The following is an 18,001-nucleotide window of genomic DNA, read 5'->3' as shown; positions in this document are numbered from 1 at the left end:
ACTTAGCGTTTCATGGCAAAACTGTTGGCATACTCAGCGGGGTTACTGCCATCCCAGACTTTTCCATCAATCAGCGTGCTGCTGCGCATATTGTTTGTGGGCAAGTTGATACCGCCCGCTGCCGTAGCCGCCTGTTTGTAGATTTCGATACGGTTGATTTTTTTTGCAATGGCCAGATAGTCAGGGTCTTTGTCGAGTAACCCCCAGCGTTTGTGCTGAGTCAGAAACCACATGCCGTCAGAATAATAGGGATAGTTGACCGCCCCATCGTTGAAGAAACGCATACCGTGGGCGTCTTTCCATTTTTTTCCCAAACCATTTTCATAGTCGCCCAACATCCGTCCCTGAATGGTTTCGACCGAGGTGTTGATATAGGCCCGCGCCGCGACAACCTGCGCCGTTTCGATCCGGTTAGCATCGGAGGTGTCTATCCAACGCGAGGCGTCAAGCACCGCAGCAGTCAGCGCGCGCGCAGAATGGGGATTTTCTGCAACCCATGAGGAGGTTGTGCCAAGAATTTTTTCGGGATGGTCCGGCCAGATTTCCTGGCTAGTTACCACGGTATAACCAATATCATCAAGGATGGCTCGCTGGTTCCAGGGTTCACCCACGCAGTAGCCGTTCATATTGCCCGTCTTCATATTCACCACCATTTGCGGCGGCGGTACGACAACATTACGCACATCGTTAAACGGATGAATACCCGCGTTTGCCAGCCAGTAATAAAGCCACATGGCGTGCGTACCGGTTGGGAACGTCTGCGCAAAGGTATAGGTGCCCTTAGCACTGGCATCGACGACCTTTTTCAACGAGGCGGCGTCCGTCACCCCGATCGCCTTTAACTGATTTGACAGGGTGATCGCCTGCCCGTTGTGATTAAGCGTCATCAGCATCGCCATATCGTGCTGCGGCCCGGCAACGCCGAGCTGTAGTCCATAGACCAGCCCGTACAGGACGTGTGCGGCATCCAGCTCGCCCGACACCAGTTTGTCTCGCACGGATGCCCAGCTCGACTCCTTGCATAGCGTGATTTTGATACCGTATTTCTCATCAAACTTTTTCACCGCCGCCATCACCACCGAGGAGCAGTCGGTAAGAGGAATAAAACCGACCCGAATCTCTTTCTTCTCTGGTGCATCCGATCCGGCCGCCCAAACGCTGTTCATAAAGCCCGGCATCATCATGCTGCCACCCAGTGCTGCGCTTCCTGCTATAAATCGGCGGCGAGTCAGGTGCCTTTCAGGTGTTCTATCGTTTTGCGCCATTGCAGCTTCCTGTAACGTTAAAAATGAGCAAAAAAAAAGCGTCCGGTTAGCATTCAGTTTTCTGAACGCTAACGGACGCCTTTATCCGAAATGATGACTAAACCGCCATTGGCTTAGTACGTTATGTCATTTTAAGATGCAGCTTACATGCCAATATTTTATTGCTCTTCTTAGATCAATAAGTTACCGAAAATCAGGCTTGTTAAAATCTGGCTATTGCACTAATGCGGTTAATCATGCACCGCCTGATGGCACAATAACAGTGCAGGAAATCCGCTACTATCATAGAGAAGTCTTACCCAGCACGGCCGCTACCGAGATTATCGCTTCGGCAATTTCCACCAGCTTTTTGTTCTGCTTCATGGCCATATCGCGCAGCGCTTTATGTGCCTCTTGTTCTGTCATTCCGTGATGTTGCATTAATAGCCCCTTTGCGCGTTCAACAAGCTTGCGGTCGGCAAGTATCGAACGCAGCTTGGCCAGCTCTGCATCCTGCGCCTGTAACTGGCGAGACTGCTGCTGAACTAGCTCCAGAATTGAGCGGCTTAGCTGCGGGGGGATAAGCGCCGAGTAATGATTGTCATGGGCCGGGATAAGTACCATCTCTTTTTCCTGGCGCAGCCGTGACGTCTCGGCATCAAGGATGCGCTGGCTACAGCATTCCATAAGAATGGTTTCCAGCAGTTCTTCAACCTGTTTCATGCCGTCAATGCGCGTAGTGGCCAGTTCAAACCAGCGAAGCGCCAGCTCCTGTGGCTGTCCAACAGGCGTTACCAGCGTGCAGGCGATACGCCGCAAACGCTCAAACTCGCTGCTGTCGTTGGCTAACTGCTGCTGCCAATGTGCCACACAGCGGGCATCGGCAAATTCGAAGAAAGTTTGAAAGCAGCGCTCCTGACCGTCAATAAGATCAAGAATTTGCTGATGCGCACGATCGGCAAAATGAGTGGCAGCAAAACCGGCTGCTCCGAGCGCGCGCTCCTGACCAGCAAGCTCTTTTCCCTGCATAAAGCTGAACATAGCCAGCAACGAACGTGAAATAAATGGGTCACTCGATGAGTCAGCGGCTTCAAATATCAGCGCCAGATGGGTGCGGATCACCTCACAGTATTGCAGCATGGCTTCTGGCTGACTTATCGTTAGCTCCTTAACCTGTTTTCTCAACAATGGCAGCGTGCTCAGGCTATGTAAAAAAGCGGCTATGCGGCTAAAAAGTCGTGAGGCGTTCGATAAAACAGAGTTTGTCGGATCTAATTCGACCAGCTGCTGATGCACTATCTGCTCTGCCAGCTGGACCTCTGAAGCTTTGTCATTCAGCCGATCGCCCCACGTTTTACCCCGTGAACAAAGATAGATATTGGCAGTACCTCGCTCTCTTTGCAGGACGTGAACCAGTTGGCTTATCGCCCCTACCAACTTTCCCATCTGCAATAGCTGCTGTAGGCCAGTGATTTCACTTTTCTTTGAAGCGAGGAGAAAATCCAGAGCTGAGAGGGCCATAGTCGAACCTGTCGATAAAAATCCATATAGATTAAATAGCAAGAACCATGCCACCGGTTGATGGCAAAACAGGCAAAACTCATCTCTTTTTTGCATTTTGTGTACTACGCTTACAGCAGCAATAACCATTGAAACATGGAGAGTATAAGCAATGAGCAATGATGTGCGTAAGCCAACAACAACTGACGCGGGTATTCCTGTAGCCAGTGATGAACACTCCTTAACCGTCGGTCCCGATGGCCCTATCGTATTGCACGATCATTACCTGATCGAGCAGATGGCAAACTTCAACCGTGAACGTATCCCGGAGCGCCAGCCACACGCCAAAGGCAGCGGTGCTTTTGGTCACTTTGAGGTGACTGAAGATGTCAGCCAATATACTAAGGCCGCCCTCTTCCAGCCCGGCGTAAAAACCGATGTGGTTATGCGTTTTTCTACCGTAGCGGGTGAACGCGGTAGTCCGGATACCTGGCGTGACCCGCGCGGTTTTTCCATCAAGTTTTATACCAGCGAAGGGAATTACGACATGGTCGGGAATAACACTCCGGTGTTCTTTATCCGCGACCCGATGAAATTCCAGCACTTTATCCGCTCCCAGAAACGTCGAGCGGATAACAATTTGCGCGACAATGATATGCAATGGGATTTCTGGACGTTATCTCCTGAGTCTGCACATCAGGTTACCTGGTTGATGGGGGATCGCGGTATACCCAAGACCTGGCGTCATATGAACGGTTATTCCAGCCATACCTATATGTGGGTCAACGCCCAGGGCGAAAAGTTTTGGGTGAAATATCACTTCAAAACCGATCAGGGTGTTGATTTCCTGGCTCAGGAAGATGCCGATACGCTGGCCGGTCAGGATGGCGATTATCATACGCGCGATTTGTTTAACGCGATCAAGGGTGGTAATGCACCAAGCTGGACGCTGCACATGCAGATCATGCCGTTTGCCGATGCTGAAACGTATCGCTACAACCCGTTCGACCTCACTAAAGTCTGGCCACACAGTGACTATCCGCTGATTAAAGTCGGTAAACTGGTGCTGGATCGCAATCCTACGGATAACTTCGCGCAAATTGAGCAGGTTGCTTTTGAACCGAATAATCTGGTGCCCGGCATCGGTCTAAGCCCGGATAAAATGCTGATGGGGCGTATTTTCGCCTATGCGGATGCACACCGCGCGCGACTGGGGGTGAACTACAAGCAGATCCCGGTCAATGCGCCTCAGTCCCCGGTAAACAGCTACAGCAAAGACGGCGCGATGCGCATCACCCCTGCTTCCGATCCGGTGTATGCCCCTAATTCAAAAGGTGGGCCTGCGGCAGATGGCGAACGTTATCCAACGGATTCCACCTGGTCTTCCCAAGGGGATATGGTGCGCTCTGCTTACACCCTGCGCGCGGATGATGATGATTACGGCCAGGCCAATGATTTGGTTAACAAAGTAATGGATGATGCTGCGCGCGACCGCCTGGTGAATAATGTCACCGGGCACCTGCTGAACGGTGTGGAAGAACCGGTCCTTTCACGCGCTTTCGAGTACTGGCGTAATATCGATAAGGTCACAGGCGATCGTATTGCGGCTAACGTATTACAGGAAAGAGCGAAACGCGGTTAATGTCTTGCGAGTAAAGCGCCCGTTGGGGCGCTTTTTTTATGTCAGCTTTTCACTACGATAGACTCGTTATTCTTTCTCTTTCCACGCATCGGTATCGTATTTTGACCAGGCGCCATAGGCAGCATTTGGCAGCACGAACCAGTCGTCGCCGAAGTGTTTAGCGCTCTCTGTGACTAACTGGCGTTGAGCATCAGCGCTTTTCTTCGGTTTAAACTGTGCCGCGAAGTCAGGCAGGCTGTCACCGAATAGCATGATTATCTGATAATCGTGCATTATTTTCTGCCTGCGCTGCTCTTTAGGTTCAGTATCCAGCAGGATATTCTGTTCAGAGACCTGTGGCAGCCCTAATTTTTTTAATGTTGCGATAGTCTGGGCTTTATTTTTCTCAAAGCGATCGGAGACATAAAAAATACGGACTTTTTTGCTGTCTGCATTGTCGAGGAAGGCTTTTGCCCCTGGGATCAGCTTGGGATTACCGTGCTGTTCCCAACTGTCCCAGGTATCCCACTGGGTATAGTCATGGCATTTCTCAACATCTCTCACCAGCAGGGCGCTGTTATCAATAACCGTTTCATCCAAGTCCAGTACCACTGCGGATTTTTCCGGCGCGCTTAACTGACTGACTTTCTGGTCGAAACGTTCCTGAGCAAGACGATAGGTCTGAAGCTGTAGGGCCATGACTTCAGCAGATTTTTGCTGGTAACGCAGCGCCATTTCATAACTTTGCGCAGGACAGAGCGATGAAGTCTGTGCCGCAAAGACTGAAGCGCTGACGAACGACAGTGTCAGAAGTATCGACTTTGGTAAAACGTGCATATTATCCCTCTCTAACAATAAAATTCAGATGCAAGACGTGCAATCTTCCTGCTCCGCCTTGCTGAGATAATAACATCTACACTTTTTTTATGAAGGAAGGGTGACAGTAGCTTAAATGTAATAACGGATGCGGTGACAAGAAATCGTGCGTGGCGTCTACTTCAGGCAAGTATCTTCTGATAATCATCATCATATAAATGCTAGTTGAATGGTGAAAAGCTTAAACCAATGAGACTATTGCTAGCGCAACCGGCAAAGACGGGTGCCGGAGAGCAGATTATGCGCCCCGGCACCTCAAGAATTAACGGCTAACCTGATGACCGACAATGCCGCCTATTGCAGCCCCGCCTAAGGTTCCCCATGTGCTGCCGCCTGTCAGAACGGCACCGCCGACTGCGCCAACGCCTGTGCCAATAGCAGTGTTCCTGCCGCGATGAGACATGCCACAAGCCGATACGGCAAACGTTATTAACAGAACAACTGCAATAGTACCACTGCGTTTTAACAGCATGTTTATCTCGCCACATAGTCGTTATGAAATATAAGAGTCAGCCATTCACTCTCATTTTTTTAGCACGGCTTAATGCCTGCCGTGCTCTGTGCGGAATATAATGCTTAGTGAGAAGACTTCACAGGTAAATATTCCGAGAATGAGCGATTTTACCCCTGACTCCAAGACTATCGACGTGACAAGATTGTGATCACATCAGGTATTATCCAGCCGCGAACTGGCAAAAACTTATGCTAGCGTTTTTATCGCCTCATCCACAGGCGTATTACCATCAGTCAGCTCAATGATGGTGCGCTTTACCTGGGGGTGTTCGACCAGCGCGACCAGCGCGCCTGCCACGTTGTCGCGGGAAATATTGCCGTAAGGAACGGCCAGTCCGGCGCTCACTTTACCGTTACCGGCCTCATCCACCAACGTGCCCGGGCGCAGAATAACCCAGTCAAGATTGCTCGCGGCCAAATAGACATCGGCCTGTTTCTTCACCGCCATATAGTGCTCGAAACCTGCTGACAGCTGCCGTCCGCGCCCGGCCTCAGGAAAAGCAGAAACCAGCAGGAAATTAGAGATGCCCGCCTGTTGCGCGGCCGCCACCGCCAGCTCCAACCCTCGGCCATCAATGGCGTTGGTGTTTTCCTCGCCACCTTTTCCCCCTGCTCCTGCGGTGAAGACCACGCTGTCGCATCCCGTCATCAGCGCGGCAAAATCATTCACGCCGAGGCTGGTCAGACTACCACTCGCCGGAACGGCACCCAGCTGTTTCAGTTCTTCACCCTGCTCTGCCTGTCGATGCAGCGCTACGGGCTGATGTCCACGCTGTATCAGCTGTTTCACCAGACGACGTCCAACGTTACCTGCCGCACCAATGATAAATACCTTGCTCATCACTTCCTCCGGATTGCGATTCAGCAACCAGTTTAGCTGACTGAGCGGGAATCGTTTTCCATCTCCGTGCTGTGCGCGAGAAAAATTACAGATGTTTCTTCAACAGTCCGGCCAGCGCCGACATTCCCTGAATAATTTTTTCTTCACTATGCGTGGAGTAGCTAAAGCGGGCAAAATTTTTGCGCTGTTGCGTTGGGAAGAACGTCGCCCCCGGCACCCAGGCGACCCTGGCCTGCGGCACCGCATACTCCAGCATAAATTTCTCGCTATCAAAGCTTTCAGGGAATTCCAGCCAGGTAAACAGGCCACCGTGCGGATTGGTGTAGCGGATGCCCGCTGGAAACTCGCTTTCCAGCACCGACATCATCGTTTCCTTTTTGGCCAGATAACGGGCCTTAATAACCTGGATATGCGCATCAATATCGTGCCGTTCAAGATAAAGCGACACCGCTGCCATGTTTAGCGTGCTGCACTGGGTATCTGCCGCCAGTTTCAGCAAGCCGAGCTTTTCGGTAATTTCTTGCGAGGCAACTGACCAGCCGAGACGTAGGCCGGGGGCCAGAATTTTTGAGAAGCTGCCAAAATAGATCACCCGCCCTTCACTATCCATACTCTTCAGCGTGGCGACCTTTTCCCCCTGATAGCGCACCTCACGGTAAGGCGAGTCCTCAAGAATAATAAAGTCATACTGATTCGCCAGCTGGATAAGATGGCGGCGGCGTTCCAGCGACAGAGTGATCCCCGTGGGGTTATGGAAATCCGGTACGGTATAAAGAAGTTTGATCTGCCTGCCGGCCTGGAGCTGCTGCTCAAGCACCTCCGTCATCATGCCATCCTTATCCATCGGGATAGCCAGATATTCAGGCTGACAGGGATTAAAAGCTATCAGCGCACCGAGGAAAGTGGGCGCTTCGGTAGCCACCAGATCACCGGGGTTGATCAGCAGTCTGGCAGCCAGATCCAGCCCCTGTTGGCTCCCCTGCAATATTAATACGTTATCTTGTTCCGTGGCGACGCCATCCGTCGTCATTCTGGCCGCGATCTGCTCTCTGAGCTTCGGCATACCGGTAGAATGGGTATATTGCAGGGATTTCTCACCCGGCCCGCACAGCAGTTCGGCAAAAATGTCCTGAAGCTCTCTGGCCGGAAACAGGCTGGAGTCAGGATAACCTCCACCGAATGAGATAATGCTCGGGTCGGCTCCGTACTGCAGCAGCTGTCTGATAGCCGAAGGCTTCACGCCCTCCATTCTGTCAGCATAACGTATGGTCATATTCCGTATTCTCTACAATGATATCGGGCGGGAATTCACGTTATGAGAACTCGCTATAAGTTGTCAATCAGTTAACTTTATTTCAACGCAAGATTACCGGAGCACAGGATGGTCAGGTTGTTGACTGGATGGAGCAAGTGTCCGACGAACAGTATCAGCAATAAAAGCCAGCGGGCGCAGCATTTACCCGTCTCATTTGCCCGTCTGATTGAGGCCTTACGTTATCCCCGTTCTGGCTTTTCCCGGAGAAAACAGGCGGCACGATGGCCGCCCGGTGGCTTACTTGAGCATGGATGACAACTGGTCGGCCCCCTTATCAATGCCTACCCTGGCAGCGGCGAGCGAGCCGATGCTTGCGCTGACGTTCATCGCGTTAGGGTACTGTTTGGTAATATATGCCTCTAACAATCGGTTATTGTCAGCCTGATAAATTTCAACCGCATAGCTGACCCAACCATTCATCAACCCTTCCTTTCCCCGCACCGCCTGCACGATGTTATAGGGGCCACCTGCCAGGTCGAATTTTGTGAAGGTTCCCATCACCGGCGTGGTGGTTTCAGCCCCTGTTAATGTCAACCTAATGCGTAATCCGCGATTGGACGGTGGCTGCCCAAAGGTGAAGCGCGTTTTGAGCATTTCAGCATGACGTTGATACAGGTAGTCAGCCAGTTCTTTGCGGTCTGACTGGCTGAGATCGCCAAACTGATTATCCGCACCGCTATAAATGACGACCGGATCGAGCGTCACTTCGCTGTACTTACGCCAGTCAATGGCACTACCGGTACGCCACGGCTGACGGTAAGACTCCTCACCATCATTTGGCCGCAGCTGTTCTGCAGTTGATAATCCTGCATAGCGGGGCAGTTGAGTCCCTGCGCAACCGGCTAAAGCCAGTGAGAGCAGGATAACGCTAAATCGAAAGGGCCGAATTTGGGTCAACATAGTAAAACCTCATAAATGTACCGTACTGTACGGTTTATTTATGCCCTGGCAGGATTTTTCTGTCAATAGAATGTACACTCGGATTTATTTTCACGAGAAAACCGATGAAAGTCCGTACTGAAGAGCGCCGCGAGGCGATAGTTGAAGCGGCCGCGCAGCTATTCCAGCAAATGGGTTACGAACGCGCCTCCATGAACGAGCTGGCGAAACGGCTCGGCGGGTCTAAGGGCACGTTATACAACTATTTCCCGTCAAAGGAAGAGCTATTCAGCGCGGTGATCCGTACCTATGCCACTCGCCATCTGACCGATGCCGCCAACGCGCTGGATATGCCGTTAAAGAAAAATGTGACGCTGGAAGAAAAGTTGCAGCATTTCGGGGAGCAGATGCTTAACGTGATGACCACCGATAACACCGCCTTGTCAGTCTATCGCATGGTGGTGGCAGAAGCCGGACGTTCGGAAATGGGTATGCTGTTTTATGAATCAGGGCCGCGTGAGAGCGTTGAAAAGCTGGCGCGGCTGCTCTCCTCCGCGATGGATAACGGCGTACTGCGTATCGGCGATCCCCGCATTCGCGCACTGCAATTCCTTGCTTTATTGACGGCCGAAATTGAAGAGCGTATTTATCAGCGTACCGCGCAGCCGTTGAGCCTGAAACGTGTGCAAGAAATGACCGCCTGCGCGGTAAGAATGTTTATGGCCGGAGCGGCTACCCCGTCTCCTGTCGTGAGGTAAACGTCTAGATGGCTCTTCTTCCTCCATTCAAACATCTCTACCAGGCACGTCCGCGCCTGCTAATTGCTTTTTTACTCGCCGTCGTCAGTTTTTTCTTTATATCTGCCGGTCAGTCATTGGCACAGCGCCTGCTGATTAGCTGGAATGTGCTGGCCTGGTTATACCTGCTGTCGCTATGGTGGCTAATGCTGCGCACGCCAGCAAACAATATCGCCCGTATTGCCCGTGTCCAAGATGAAAGCGCCGCAACCGTACTGGCATTAGTCTGTATTGCCTGTCTGGTGAGTATTCTGGCGATTCTGTTTGAGCTTGGAGAAGTGAAGCATCTCAAAGATGCGGCCCAGGTCCGTCATATTGTTCTGACTGTCGCCACGCTGGTTGTATCCTGGTCATTACTTCCCACGGCATTCGCCATGCATTATGCCCATATGTTTTATCTGAACGACTCAGCGTCACATAAAGCTTTGCTTTTTCCTGATGGACAGTCGAAACCTGGCTACTGGGACTTTATTTATTACTCGTTCACCATTGCGGTCGCGTCACAAACGGCCGATGTGGCAACCGGAAATACCACTATCAGGCGCTTGACGATCTTACAGGCTGTCCTGTCGTTTATCTTTAACCTGGCGATCCTCGGCCTGTCGATAAACGTCGGTGCAGGTCTGCTAAACTGATCGGCATTCAATGAGGAAAAAAATCATGACTGCTCTGCCCACCGTTACCATTCACTATTGCTCCCAGTGTAACTGGATGCTGCGCGCCAGCTGGATGGCACAGGAGCTGCTGCACACCTTTAACACCGATCTCGGCGGGGTAACGCTGATCCCCGGCACGGGGGGCATTTATGAAATACGCGTTAATCAGCAACCGATCTGGGATCGTAAAGTGGATATGGGTTTCCCGGATGCCGCCGAGATCAAGCGCCGCTTGCGGGCCGTCTGTTTCCCGCAACGCGACCTGGGACACATCGACAGCCATAACGATAAAACGCCATAAAAAAAGCCGCGCATTGCGCGGCCTGTGAAAGAGCCGTAACCCGTATCAAAAATCGACATTAACGCCCAGCTGGAAGTTACGGCCCGGCATCGCGGCTAATGCGCGGTCATTCAAATCGCGAGCGGTCTGCCCGGTCAGATCACGACTGCTCAGGTAGTCCCAGTACTTACGATCGGTCAGATTATAGATACCGCCGCTGACCTTCACGTTTTTGCTCACTTTCACCCATGCGCTGATATCCACCACACCGTAACCCGGTACGCGCGTATATTCGCTGCTGGAGTCGGTCAGAGAGCTGCCACTATTGGTGTAAGACTCACGGTTAGTGGTTTCTGCCTGTTTCCCTTTCACAAAGGTGGCGGTGGCTGTAGCCCCAAAACGTTGCGCCGGGTCGTCCCAGCCGACACCAACGATGGCTTTCATGGGTGCCACGCTGTCAAGGTCGACATATTTATCGCCGCTGTAGCTGGACTTAGATTTACCTTGACTGTAGCCAAGCGCAAACGTCGTGTTCAGTCCATTCACCTCTTCGAACCAGCTACCGTAATTGATTTTAGTACTGATTTCGCCGCCCCAGATATAGGCCTTGTCGCGGTTTTCCGCCTGGTAAATCGTCGCCAGGTTTGAGGGAACATTGACGAACTTTTCAGGATTGCTGGCACGGCTGTAGCGGGTGTAAGCAATAAAGTTTTTATAAGTGTTGTAAAACAGCGAACCGTTTAACGTCACTCCTTCGCTTACCTGCCCCTTAACCCCCCATTCAAAATTATTGCTGGTTTCAGTATCAAGGTCAGTACTACCGACCAACGCATATTGCGCGCCGGGGATATAGTTACTGCCCAGATTCCAGGAACCATAAAGCTGGTTGGCATTGGGGAACTGCGCCCCGCGCTTATACTGGAGGTAGGTCATCATGCCGGGAGTCATATCGTAGTTGAGGCTGACAGATGGCAGCAGTTGGGTGTCACTGTTCGTTTTGCCGTAGAGTGCCTGTGCGCCATCGGATGTCAGTACGGCGGTTCCGTCAGCCAAATTCGCCAGATTTTGCGGCCTGGTTTCCTGATGAGCCACGCGCAGCCCAGGAACCACGGCAAACCCGTGGCCGGCAACATCAAACTGCATGCTGTCCTGTACAAAGGCCCCCAACGCCAGGGTGCGGCTGTCAGCCTGCGGTTTCGTTACCGACTGCGTGGGTGTCTGGCTGAACGGCCTTTCGGTATCAGCGATTCTGGCGTTAACACCGCTCAAAATAGCATGACGACCGAGAGTTTTCGCCAGCTGGGCTTCATAACCCCAAGTTTTGACATTGTAATCGGAATACGTGCGCAGATACCCGTTTAAAGGCGGCTCCTGTGGCGACAGCGTGTTGTCATGCGCTTCGGTTTGCTGGAAATAGATTTTATTGCTCAGGCTGTCGACCCAGTCATTATCCGGCGTCCATTCGTCCTTCAGGCTGACTCCCCAGCGGCGCGTGTTGCTTTGCTGATTAGCATCCCCCAGGATCGCCGTTGACCTGCTGTTCCAACTGTCATAGCGGGTATGATTCACCTTGCTGTAGAAATCGACCGTCCCGGTCAGCTTATGCCGATCGTTGGGTTGCCAAATCCCCGAGGTCAGTACCGCATCAGAGTGCCAGTTAGCGGGATAGGCATCCAGCACGCCGCTGTTATTGCGTGTTTGCTGACCATCGCGACGGCTGTAGGCGATCAGACCGCGCAGCGTCTCGTCACCTGCGGCGGCGGTGATGCCGTTATGCCAGCTGCGGCTGGAAGAGTCATAGTCACTTTGATAGCCAAAATAACTCTGTTTGCCGGGCAGCAGATAATCATCCGCCGATTTTGGCAGGAAAGAGACCGAGCCGCCCAGCGCTGTGTTAGCGCGTGATGTCGCGGTGGCTCCGGCTTCAATATCCACCCGTCCATACAGGTACGGGTCAATGTAATCGCGACCAATGCCAAAGGTATTCACCCCTGCGCGACCGGCGTAACTGCGCCCGGCGGCATCCGGTTGCGGGATGCCATCAACATCTAGCGCAACACGGTTGCCTTCCAGACCGCGAATGTTATAGCCCGCATAGCCAGCACGATCGAAACCACTTTTTCCGCTACCCGAACCACTGCTGCTACCCACCGCGCCGATCAGCGGCTGGTAGCGCATGATCGAACCAAAGTCGTTAGCACCCCGCTGCTGCATTTCAGCGGCGTTAATGCTGACTGAGCTTCCGGCCACCTTTTTAACCTGTGGCGAGAGCACGGTCATCAGTGCTTCGTCAGATGTCGTCGCTGGCTTTTGTTGCTGGCTGGTGCCGGTGTCAGGCAATCTGTCGCCCTGCTGTGCGGCGGCGACAGAAGACGTTGCGGCGGCGCTAAACAACGTCCCCATCATTAATGAGCTGTGCAAAAAACCCTGACGGATTGAAAAATTAAACATAATAAATACCTGAATAAATTATGGGTATCGGCTCAGGCATAGCTTCCATAGCGGGTGTAGACGGTCCTAAACGAAATATCGCAGGACAAAAATAAGGATGACGCAGACCATCATATACAAATGATAATCATTATCAATAAAAGTGTGCAGAAATTTACATTTGCACATGAGTGGTTTCACGAGGCTGGCGTTTATATGGGGAATGAATGATTAACGTTCCCCGCTATGGCTGGGTGAACGGGAAGTGCTGGAGATAAAACGATTTTTACAATAAAAAACCGCCGTCCCTTTAGGGACACGACGGTTTTCTGCTGAGCAGGATATCAGGAACTTGCAAAATCGCTCAACACCTGCCCTTCCATTCGGTAGCGTACCCATTCATCCTGCGGACTGGCACCGAGGCTTTGATAGAAGTCGATCGCCGGCTTATTCCAGTCCAGCACGCTCCACTCCAGGCGGCCACAGTGGCGCGCTACCGCCAGTTGAGCAATATGGCGCAGCAGCTGCTTTCCGGCTTTTTGGCCGCGAAAACGTGGTGAAACGTAGAGATCTTCCAGGTAAATCCCCTTTTTTCCCAGCCAGGTCGAATAGCTGGTAAAAAACACTGCATAGCCTGCCGTCTCGCCATCCACCTCACAGATAAGTGCTTCTGTCGCAGAATTTTCAGCAAACAGCGAGTTTTCTATATCCTGCTGGCTGGCAACCACTTCATGCAATGCCTTCTCATACTCGGCCAGTTCAGCGATCATAGCGAGGATCGCTTTTGCGTCTTCGCGCACGGCACGCCGAATAACGATAGTCATAAATATTCCCTGTTACTTGCTGTTGTTGGCCGCCAGCATAACCGTTAATGACTGTTGAAAGAAGTACATTGCCTTGAGTGACTTACTGTGCAACCCCGGCAACAGTGGATCAACCCGCCTGACGCAGGAACTCGCGTGCCTGTGTATAACGGTTAGGCCGCGCCGGGATCTCCAGCCGCTCACGTAGCGTGCGGCTGTCGTCCTGATGCCAGTAGCCACGCGCTTCCAGGATGGGTAATACCAGATGGACAATATCCTCAAGCGCTTCGTTCAGCACCGGGCCACAGATAATAAAACCGCTGGCTCCCCCCTGCTCAACCCAGCGGATAAAAGTCTCCGCCACCTGTTGCGGCGTGCCAAAAAACTCGCCTTTTGGCAGTGCGCTACGAAAGGCCACTTCACGCAGCGTCAGATTTTCCTCTGCGGCCTGGCGTTTAATCTGGTCAGTAGTTGAACGGAAGCTGTTCTCGCCAAGTCGCCCCAGTTCGGGGAATGGGCCATCCGGGTCATACTGACTGAAGTCGTGGTGATCAAAAAAGCGGCCCAGATAGTTAAGCGCCTGCTCAAGCGACAATAACGACAGCAGGTACTGATATTTCTCTTCGGCTTCAGCCAGCGTTGCGCCAACAATCGGGTTAATGCCGGGGTAAATACCCGGCAGCACGCGTCCCGCCAGCTGCACCTGATGCTGAAGCCGCGCGGCGTAGCGCTGCGCTTCTTCCAGCGTGCGCGCATTCGTGAATACCGCATCCGCAGAGAGTGCTGCCAGTCGTATGCCGGCCTCGGAAGCGCCCGCCTGGAAGATCACCGGCTGTCCCTGGGCTGAACGCTGAATATTAAGCGGGCCTTCTACAGTGAAATGCTCTCCGTGATGATTGAGCTTGTGCAGTTTTTCCGCCGCAAAAAATTCGCCGCTCTGCTGGTCACGAATAAAGGCGTCATCCTCCCAGGAATCCCACAATCCCTGCACCACTTCTATATATTCGCCAGCAATCTGATAGCGCTGCCCATGCTCGGGGTGTTGTTTGCCGAAATTACGCGCTGAGCCTTCAAGTGGTGAAGTGACCACGTTCCAACCGGCACGGCCATGACTCAACAGGTCAAGAGAGGCAAGCTGACGTGCCACGGTAAACGGATCGCTGTAGGAGGTTGAAATCGTTCCGGCCAGGCCAATGCGCTGCGTGACCGCCGTCAGGGAAGAGAGCAGTGCCAGCGGTTCAAAACGATTGAGAAAATGCGGCAGTGATTTTTCATTAATGTGCAGCCCGTCAGCAACAAACAGAAAATCGAGTCCGGCATCTTCTGCCTGACGTGCTAACTGCTGATACCAGCTAATATTCACGCTGGCATCGGCAGGCACGCGGTGATGACGCCAGGCATTCATATAGCCACCTGCGCCCTGTAACATCAGGCCAAGTTTAATCCGGCGTGGGGTTTGACTCATGGTGTATGACTCCGTGCTGAGAGAACAGAACGACAGACTTCCATAAAATCAGCGCGGAATTAAATATTAAAATCCCCTTTATAATGCCGTTTTATCGCTAACAAAGGAGTTGGTCACCCTGCGCAATAGTTGTCCGACGAAAGAGTTTTGCACCCTGCGCCTGCGGCGTATGATAGAACATTTGTTGATACCCACGTTTATTTTCCGGATCTGCCACTATGATCGTTCGCCCACTACAGCACTGGTTCCCACGCCTGTTTTCATGGCACGGTGCCGTGCTGTCGAAAATTATGTTTCGCCTTAGCCTTAACCTGATGATGTCGATTTTCGCCGTGATTTGCTTTCAGTGGTATGAAACCCTGGGGATCAGGCTGACCACGGCCCCATTCAGCCTGCTGGGCGTGGCGATTGCTATCTTTCTCGGATTCCGCAATAGCGCCAGCTATGCGCGCTTCGTTGAGGCCCGTACTCTGTGGGGATCGCTGCTGATTGCCCAGCGTTCACTATTGCGCCAGGCTAAAGGCGCGCTGCGCAACGATCCGCTGGAGGTAAGCCGGTTTTGCACTCTGCTGATGGCGTTCAGCTGGAGTTTAAAACATCAGCTGCGTGCTACCGATGACAGTGAGGATATTCAGCGCCTGGTGCCGGAGCCGTATCGCGCGCAGGTGCTCGCCAGTCCTTTTCGCGCTAACCGCTTGCTGCTGTGCCTGGGCTGCTGGCTGGCGGATCGTCGTGAAGAGGGAGCCATCAGCGACCTGCTGTATAACGCGATGGACAGTAATCTGAATGAGATGGCGCACATTCTCGGCGGCTGCGAACGTATCAGCTCCACGCCGATCCCGTTTGCCTACTCGCTGATTCTGCATCGCACCGTCTATTTGTTCTGCACGCTGCTGCCTTTTGCGCTGGTGGCCGACCTGCACGCTATGACGCCGCTGGTATCGGTATTCATTTCTTATACTTTTCTGTCGCTGGAGTCACTGGCGGAGGAGCTGGAGGAGCCGTTTGGCATTGCGGCAAATGACCTGCCGCTAAACGCACTCTGTACGGCAACGGAGCGGCTTCTTAAAGAAATGGACGATCGCCTGCCGTTGCCCGCCATGCCAAAGCCGGATGCCCGATTTAATTTGGTATAGCTTTGCGCGACATCAGAGGATGTTCAACCCGCGAAAACAGGACGCTTGGTTGAAGAAAAAAAAGGGCAGCCGCTGGCTGCCCCTTGATCCATCCGGCTGAAGATTACATCTGCACCAGATTTTTGATTTTTACGTCCGGATTCACATCTGCTTCATAGTCCACACCTTCCAGCCCGAAGCCAAACAGGTGCATAAACTCGTTTTTGTATCCGACAAAGTCAGTCAGCTGATTCAGGTTCTCATTGGTCACGGTTGGCCACAATGCAGAAACTTCATCCTGGACGTCTGGCTGTAGCTCTTTATAGTCTGCACGCAGGCGACCGGTTTCATCGACAATCGGCGCGGCGTTATACAGGCTGTCTTTAAACAGACCATATACCTGCTCGATGCAGCCTTCATGAGTGCCTTTCTCTTTCATCACCTTAAATAACAGGGAAAGATAAAGTGGCATCACCGGAATGGCCGAGCTTGCCTGAGTCACTACCGCTTTCAGCACGGAAACTCGAGCGTCACCGTTGCCGTGGGCCGCCAGGGTATCACGGATGGTCAGCACGCGCTTATCCAGATCCTTCTTCGCTTCACCAATTGAACCATTCCAGTAGATATCGTGGGTGATCTTCTCACCCAGATAGGTGAAGGCGGTGGTTTTAGCCCCTTCCGCCAGCACGCCGGCTTCCAGCAGTGCATCGATCCACATCTGCCAGTCTTCACCGCCCATTACCGCTACGGTGCCGTCGATCTCTTCCTGAGAGGCAGGTTCCAGCGAGACATCGGTAATGGTTTCTTTATCGGTATTCAGACCGCGCGTGGTCAGCGGCTTGCCAATTGGTTTCAGCGTTGAGTTGAACACTTCACCGGTTTTTGGATGGGTGCGGCGCGGCGCGGCCAGGCTGTACACAACCAGATCAACCTGACCCAGGTCCTGCTTGATCATTTCAATCGTTTTCTGCTTAACGGCATCTGAATAAGCGTCACCGTTAATGCTGTTCGCATACAGCCCTTTCGCCGTAGCCAACTCTTCAAATGCAGCAGAATTATACCAGCCAGCGGTCGCCGGTTTGTTCTCTTCGCCTGGGCGTTCGAAGAACACGCCCAGCGTATCCGCATGGCAACCAAATGCGGCGGAGATGCGAGCAGCGAGTCCATAACCCGTAGAGGCGCCAATCACCAGCACTTTTTTCGGGCCGGAGGTTATCGCGCCCTGAGCGGTGACGTACTCGATCTGTTTTTCTACGTTAGCTTTACAACCCGCCGGATGGGCAGTAACACAGATGAAGCCACGGATGCGTGGTTTAATAATCATGTCGACCTCAATTATGAAACTTTTTTCATGAACTTATTGATTAAATACGGCCGCTAGAATACCGCTTATGCCGGTTCAGGCAAAGTACGGAAACGCGCTAATCGCTTTCCAGTCTGTTTTTTCGTCATTCAATGACGGGTGTTTGAGCGCGGTGTCAGTCTGGTCAAGGTGCTGCGTGACGATTGCACGACAGGACTTACCTGCCAAGGTTCAATTTTAAACTTCTTCGTAAGATGGCAATCGGGATTTTACATCCTGCTCCGCACCGTGACAAAAGTATGATCGGATTCAAACTTCAGGAAATTACCAAGGCCAAAAATCCATTCATTTTTAATACATAAC

At 52.4% G+C, this 18,001-nt stretch carries 16 protein-coding genes; 5 read left to right on the top strand and 11 right to left on the bottom strand.

The window, feature by feature from the left end; all coding sequences use genetic code 11:
• Window positions 1-2 precede the first annotated feature (2 nt).
• Complete coding sequence (locus EPIR_RS09080; RefSeq protein WP_023655067.1) at window positions 3-1,265, bottom strand: CmpA/NrtA family ABC transporter substrate-binding protein; 1,263 nt, start codon at window positions 1,263-1,265, stop codon at window positions 3-5.
• A 282-nt stretch (window positions 1,266-1,547) separates the two neighbouring features.
• On the bottom strand, window positions 1,548-2,765 hold the full coding sequence (locus EPIR_RS09075; RefSeq protein WP_023655066.1) for a nitrate regulatory protein: 1,218 nt from the start codon (window positions 2,763-2,765) through the stop codon (window positions 1,548-1,550).
• A gap of 151 nt (window positions 2,766-2,916) precedes the next feature.
• On the opposite strand from EPIR_RS09075, the gene EPIR_RS09070 reads away from it, so the two are divergent.
• Complete coding sequence (locus tag EPIR_RS09070) at window positions 2,917-4,386, top strand: catalase (RefSeq protein ID WP_023655065.1); 1,470 nt, start codon at window positions 2,917-2,919, stop codon at window positions 4,384-4,386.
• Between the two features lie 66 nt (window positions 4,387-4,452).
• Here EPIR_RS09070 and EPIR_RS09065 read toward each other — a convergent pair whose 3' ends face one another.
• From EPIR_RS09065 to EPIR_RS09050, 5 genes are all read right to left on the bottom strand, one after another.
• A complete protein-coding gene (locus EPIR_RS09065; protein WP_023655064.1) occupies window positions 4,453-5,202 on the bottom strand; it encodes a 5'-nucleotidase, lipoprotein e(P4) family in 750 nt (249 codons plus the stop codon).
• A gap of 301 nt (window positions 5,203-5,503) precedes the next feature.
• A complete protein-coding gene (locus tag EPIR_RS18205) occupies window positions 5,504-5,713 on the bottom strand; it encodes a glycine zipper 2TM domain-containing protein (protein ID WP_012441463.1) in 210 nt (69 codons plus the stop codon).
• A gap of 228 nt (window positions 5,714-5,941) precedes the next feature.
• A complete protein-coding gene (locus EPIR_RS09060; RefSeq protein ID WP_023655063.1) occupies window positions 5,942-6,595 on the bottom strand; it encodes an NAD(P)H-binding protein in 654 nt (217 codons plus the stop codon).
• A gap of 85 nt (window positions 6,596-6,680) precedes the next feature.
• On the bottom strand, window positions 6,681-7,868 hold the full coding sequence (locus tag EPIR_RS09055; RefSeq protein ID WP_023655062.1) for an aminotransferase-like domain-containing protein: 1,188 nt from the start codon (window positions 7,866-7,868) through the stop codon (window positions 6,681-6,683).
• 279 nt (window positions 7,869-8,147) lie between these two features.
• Window positions 8,148-8,810, bottom strand: coding sequence for a DUF3313 domain-containing protein (locus EPIR_RS09050; RefSeq protein WP_023655061.1), 663 nt, complete (start codon window positions 8,808-8,810; stop codon window positions 8,148-8,150).
• 104 nt (window positions 8,811-8,914) lie between these two features.
• Here EPIR_RS09050 and EPIR_RS09045 point away from each other — a divergent pair, with 104 nt between their 5' ends.
• The 3 genes from EPIR_RS09045 to EPIR_RS09035 are packed head-to-tail and all read left to right on the top strand — an operon-like array spanning window position 8,915 to window position 10,543.
• Window positions 8,915-9,547, top strand: coding sequence for a TetR/AcrR family transcriptional regulator (locus EPIR_RS09045; RefSeq protein WP_023655060.1), 633 nt, complete (start codon window positions 8,915-8,917; stop codon window positions 9,545-9,547).
• An 8-nt stretch (window positions 9,548-9,555) separates the two neighbouring features.
• Complete coding sequence (locus EPIR_RS09040) at window positions 9,556-10,221, top strand: DUF1345 domain-containing protein (RefSeq protein ID WP_023655059.1); 666 nt, start codon at window positions 9,556-9,558, stop codon at window positions 10,219-10,221.
• 25 nt (window positions 10,222-10,246) lie between these two features.
• Window positions 10,247-10,543: an Rdx family protein gene (locus tag EPIR_RS09035; RefSeq protein ID WP_023655058.1), complete on the top strand. Its 297-nt coding sequence runs from the start codon at window positions 10,247-10,249 to the stop codon at window positions 10,541-10,543.
• Between the two features lie 45 nt (window positions 10,544-10,588).
• Here EPIR_RS09035 and EPIR_RS09030 read toward each other — a convergent pair whose 3' ends face one another.
• The 3 genes from EPIR_RS09030 to EPIR_RS09020 all read right to left on the bottom strand — a co-directional run bounded on the left by EPIR_RS09030 (window position 10,589) and on the right by EPIR_RS09020 (window position 15,220).
• Window positions 10,589-12,973: a TonB-dependent receptor domain-containing protein gene (locus EPIR_RS09030; RefSeq protein WP_023655057.1), complete on the bottom strand. Its 2,385-nt coding sequence runs from the start codon at window positions 12,971-12,973 to the stop codon at window positions 10,589-10,591.
• Between the two features lie 323 nt (window positions 12,974-13,296).
• Complete coding sequence (locus tag EPIR_RS09025; RefSeq protein ID WP_023655056.1) at window positions 13,297-13,776, bottom strand: GNAT family N-acetyltransferase; 480 nt, start codon at window positions 13,774-13,776, stop codon at window positions 13,297-13,299.
• A 109-nt stretch (window positions 13,777-13,885) separates the two neighbouring features.
• Complete coding sequence (locus tag EPIR_RS09020) at window positions 13,886-15,220, bottom strand: LLM class flavin-dependent oxidoreductase (RefSeq protein WP_023655055.1); 1,335 nt, start codon at window positions 15,218-15,220, stop codon at window positions 13,886-13,888.
• 218 nt (window positions 15,221-15,438) lie between these two features.
• On the opposite strand from EPIR_RS09020, the gene EPIR_RS09015 reads away from it, so the two are divergent.
• Entirely contained in the window at window positions 15,439-16,356 is a 918-nt protein-coding gene (locus EPIR_RS09015; RefSeq protein ID WP_023655054.1) for a bestrophin family protein, read from the top strand.
• A 103-nt stretch (window positions 16,357-16,459) separates the two neighbouring features.
• Here the strand turns inward: EPIR_RS09015 and fabV are convergent, their stop codons facing one another.
• Entirely contained in the window at window positions 16,460-17,659 is a 1,200-nt protein-coding gene (gene fabV, locus EPIR_RS09010) for an enoyl-ACP reductase FabV (protein ID WP_023655053.1), read from the bottom strand.
• Between the last annotated feature and the right edge of the window lie 342 nt (window positions 17,660-18,001).

The sequence above is a fragment of the Erwinia piriflorinigrans CFBP 5888 genome, assembly GCF_001050515.1.
Taxonomy (GTDB): Bacteria; Pseudomonadota; Gammaproteobacteria; order Enterobacterales; family Enterobacteriaceae; genus Erwinia; species Erwinia piriflorinigrans.
This window is presented reverse-complemented; position numbering and strand designations above follow the sequence as displayed.

Bases quoted from the DNA above. Each gene is read 5' to 3' on its own strand.
- EPIR_RS09080 (WP_023655067.1), bottom strand. From the start codon at position 1,265: ATGGCGCAAAACGATAGAACACCTGAAAGGCACCTGACTCGCCGCCGA.
- EPIR_RS09075 (WP_023655066.1), bottom strand. From the start codon at position 2,765: ATGGCCCTCTCAGCTCTGGATTTTCTCCTCGCTTCAAAGAAAAGTGAA.
- EPIR_RS09070 (WP_023655065.1), top strand. From the start codon at position 2,917: ATGAGCAATGATGTGCGTAAGCCAACAACAACTGACGCGGGTATTCCT.
- EPIR_RS09065 (WP_023655064.1), bottom strand. From the start codon at position 5,202: ATGCACGTTTTACCAAAGTCGATACTTCTGACACTGTCGTTCGTCAGC.
- EPIR_RS18205 (WP_012441463.1), bottom strand. From the start codon at position 5,713: ATGCTGTTAAAACGCAGTGGTACTATTGCAGTTGTTCTGTTAATAACG.
- EPIR_RS09060 (WP_023655063.1), bottom strand. From the start codon at position 6,595: ATGAGCAAGGTATTTATCATTGGTGCGGCAGGTAACGTTGGACGTCGT.
- EPIR_RS09055 (WP_023655062.1), bottom strand. From the start codon at position 7,868: ATGACCATACGTTATGCTGACAGAATGGAGGGCGTGAAGCCTTCGGCT.
- EPIR_RS09050 (WP_023655061.1), bottom strand. From the start codon at position 8,810: ATGTTGACCCAAATTCGGCCCTTTCGATTTAGCGTTATCCTGCTCTCA.
- EPIR_RS09045 (WP_023655060.1), top strand. From the start codon at position 8,915: ATGAAAGTCCGTACTGAAGAGCGCCGCGAGGCGATAGTTGAAGCGGCC.
- EPIR_RS09040 (WP_023655059.1), top strand. From the start codon at position 9,556: ATGGCTCTTCTTCCTCCATTCAAACATCTCTACCAGGCACGTCCGCGC.
- EPIR_RS09035 (WP_023655058.1), top strand. From the start codon at position 10,247: ATGACTGCTCTGCCCACCGTTACCATTCACTATTGCTCCCAGTGTAAC.
- EPIR_RS09030 (WP_023655057.1), bottom strand. From the start codon at position 12,973: ATGTTTAATTTTTCAATCCGTCAGGGTTTTTTGCACAGCTCATTAATG.
- EPIR_RS09025 (WP_023655056.1), bottom strand. From the start codon at position 13,776: ATGACTATCGTTATTCGGCGTGCCGTGCGCGAAGACGCAAAAGCGATC.
- EPIR_RS09020 (WP_023655055.1), bottom strand. From the start codon at position 15,220: ATGAGTCAAACCCCACGCCGGATTAAACTTGGCCTGATGTTACAGGGC.
- EPIR_RS09015 (WP_023655054.1), top strand. From the start codon at position 15,439: ATGATCGTTCGCCCACTACAGCACTGGTTCCCACGCCTGTTTTCATGG.
- fabV (WP_023655053.1), bottom strand. From the start codon at position 17,659: ATGATTATTAAACCACGCATCCGTGGCTTCATCTGTGTTACTGCCCAT.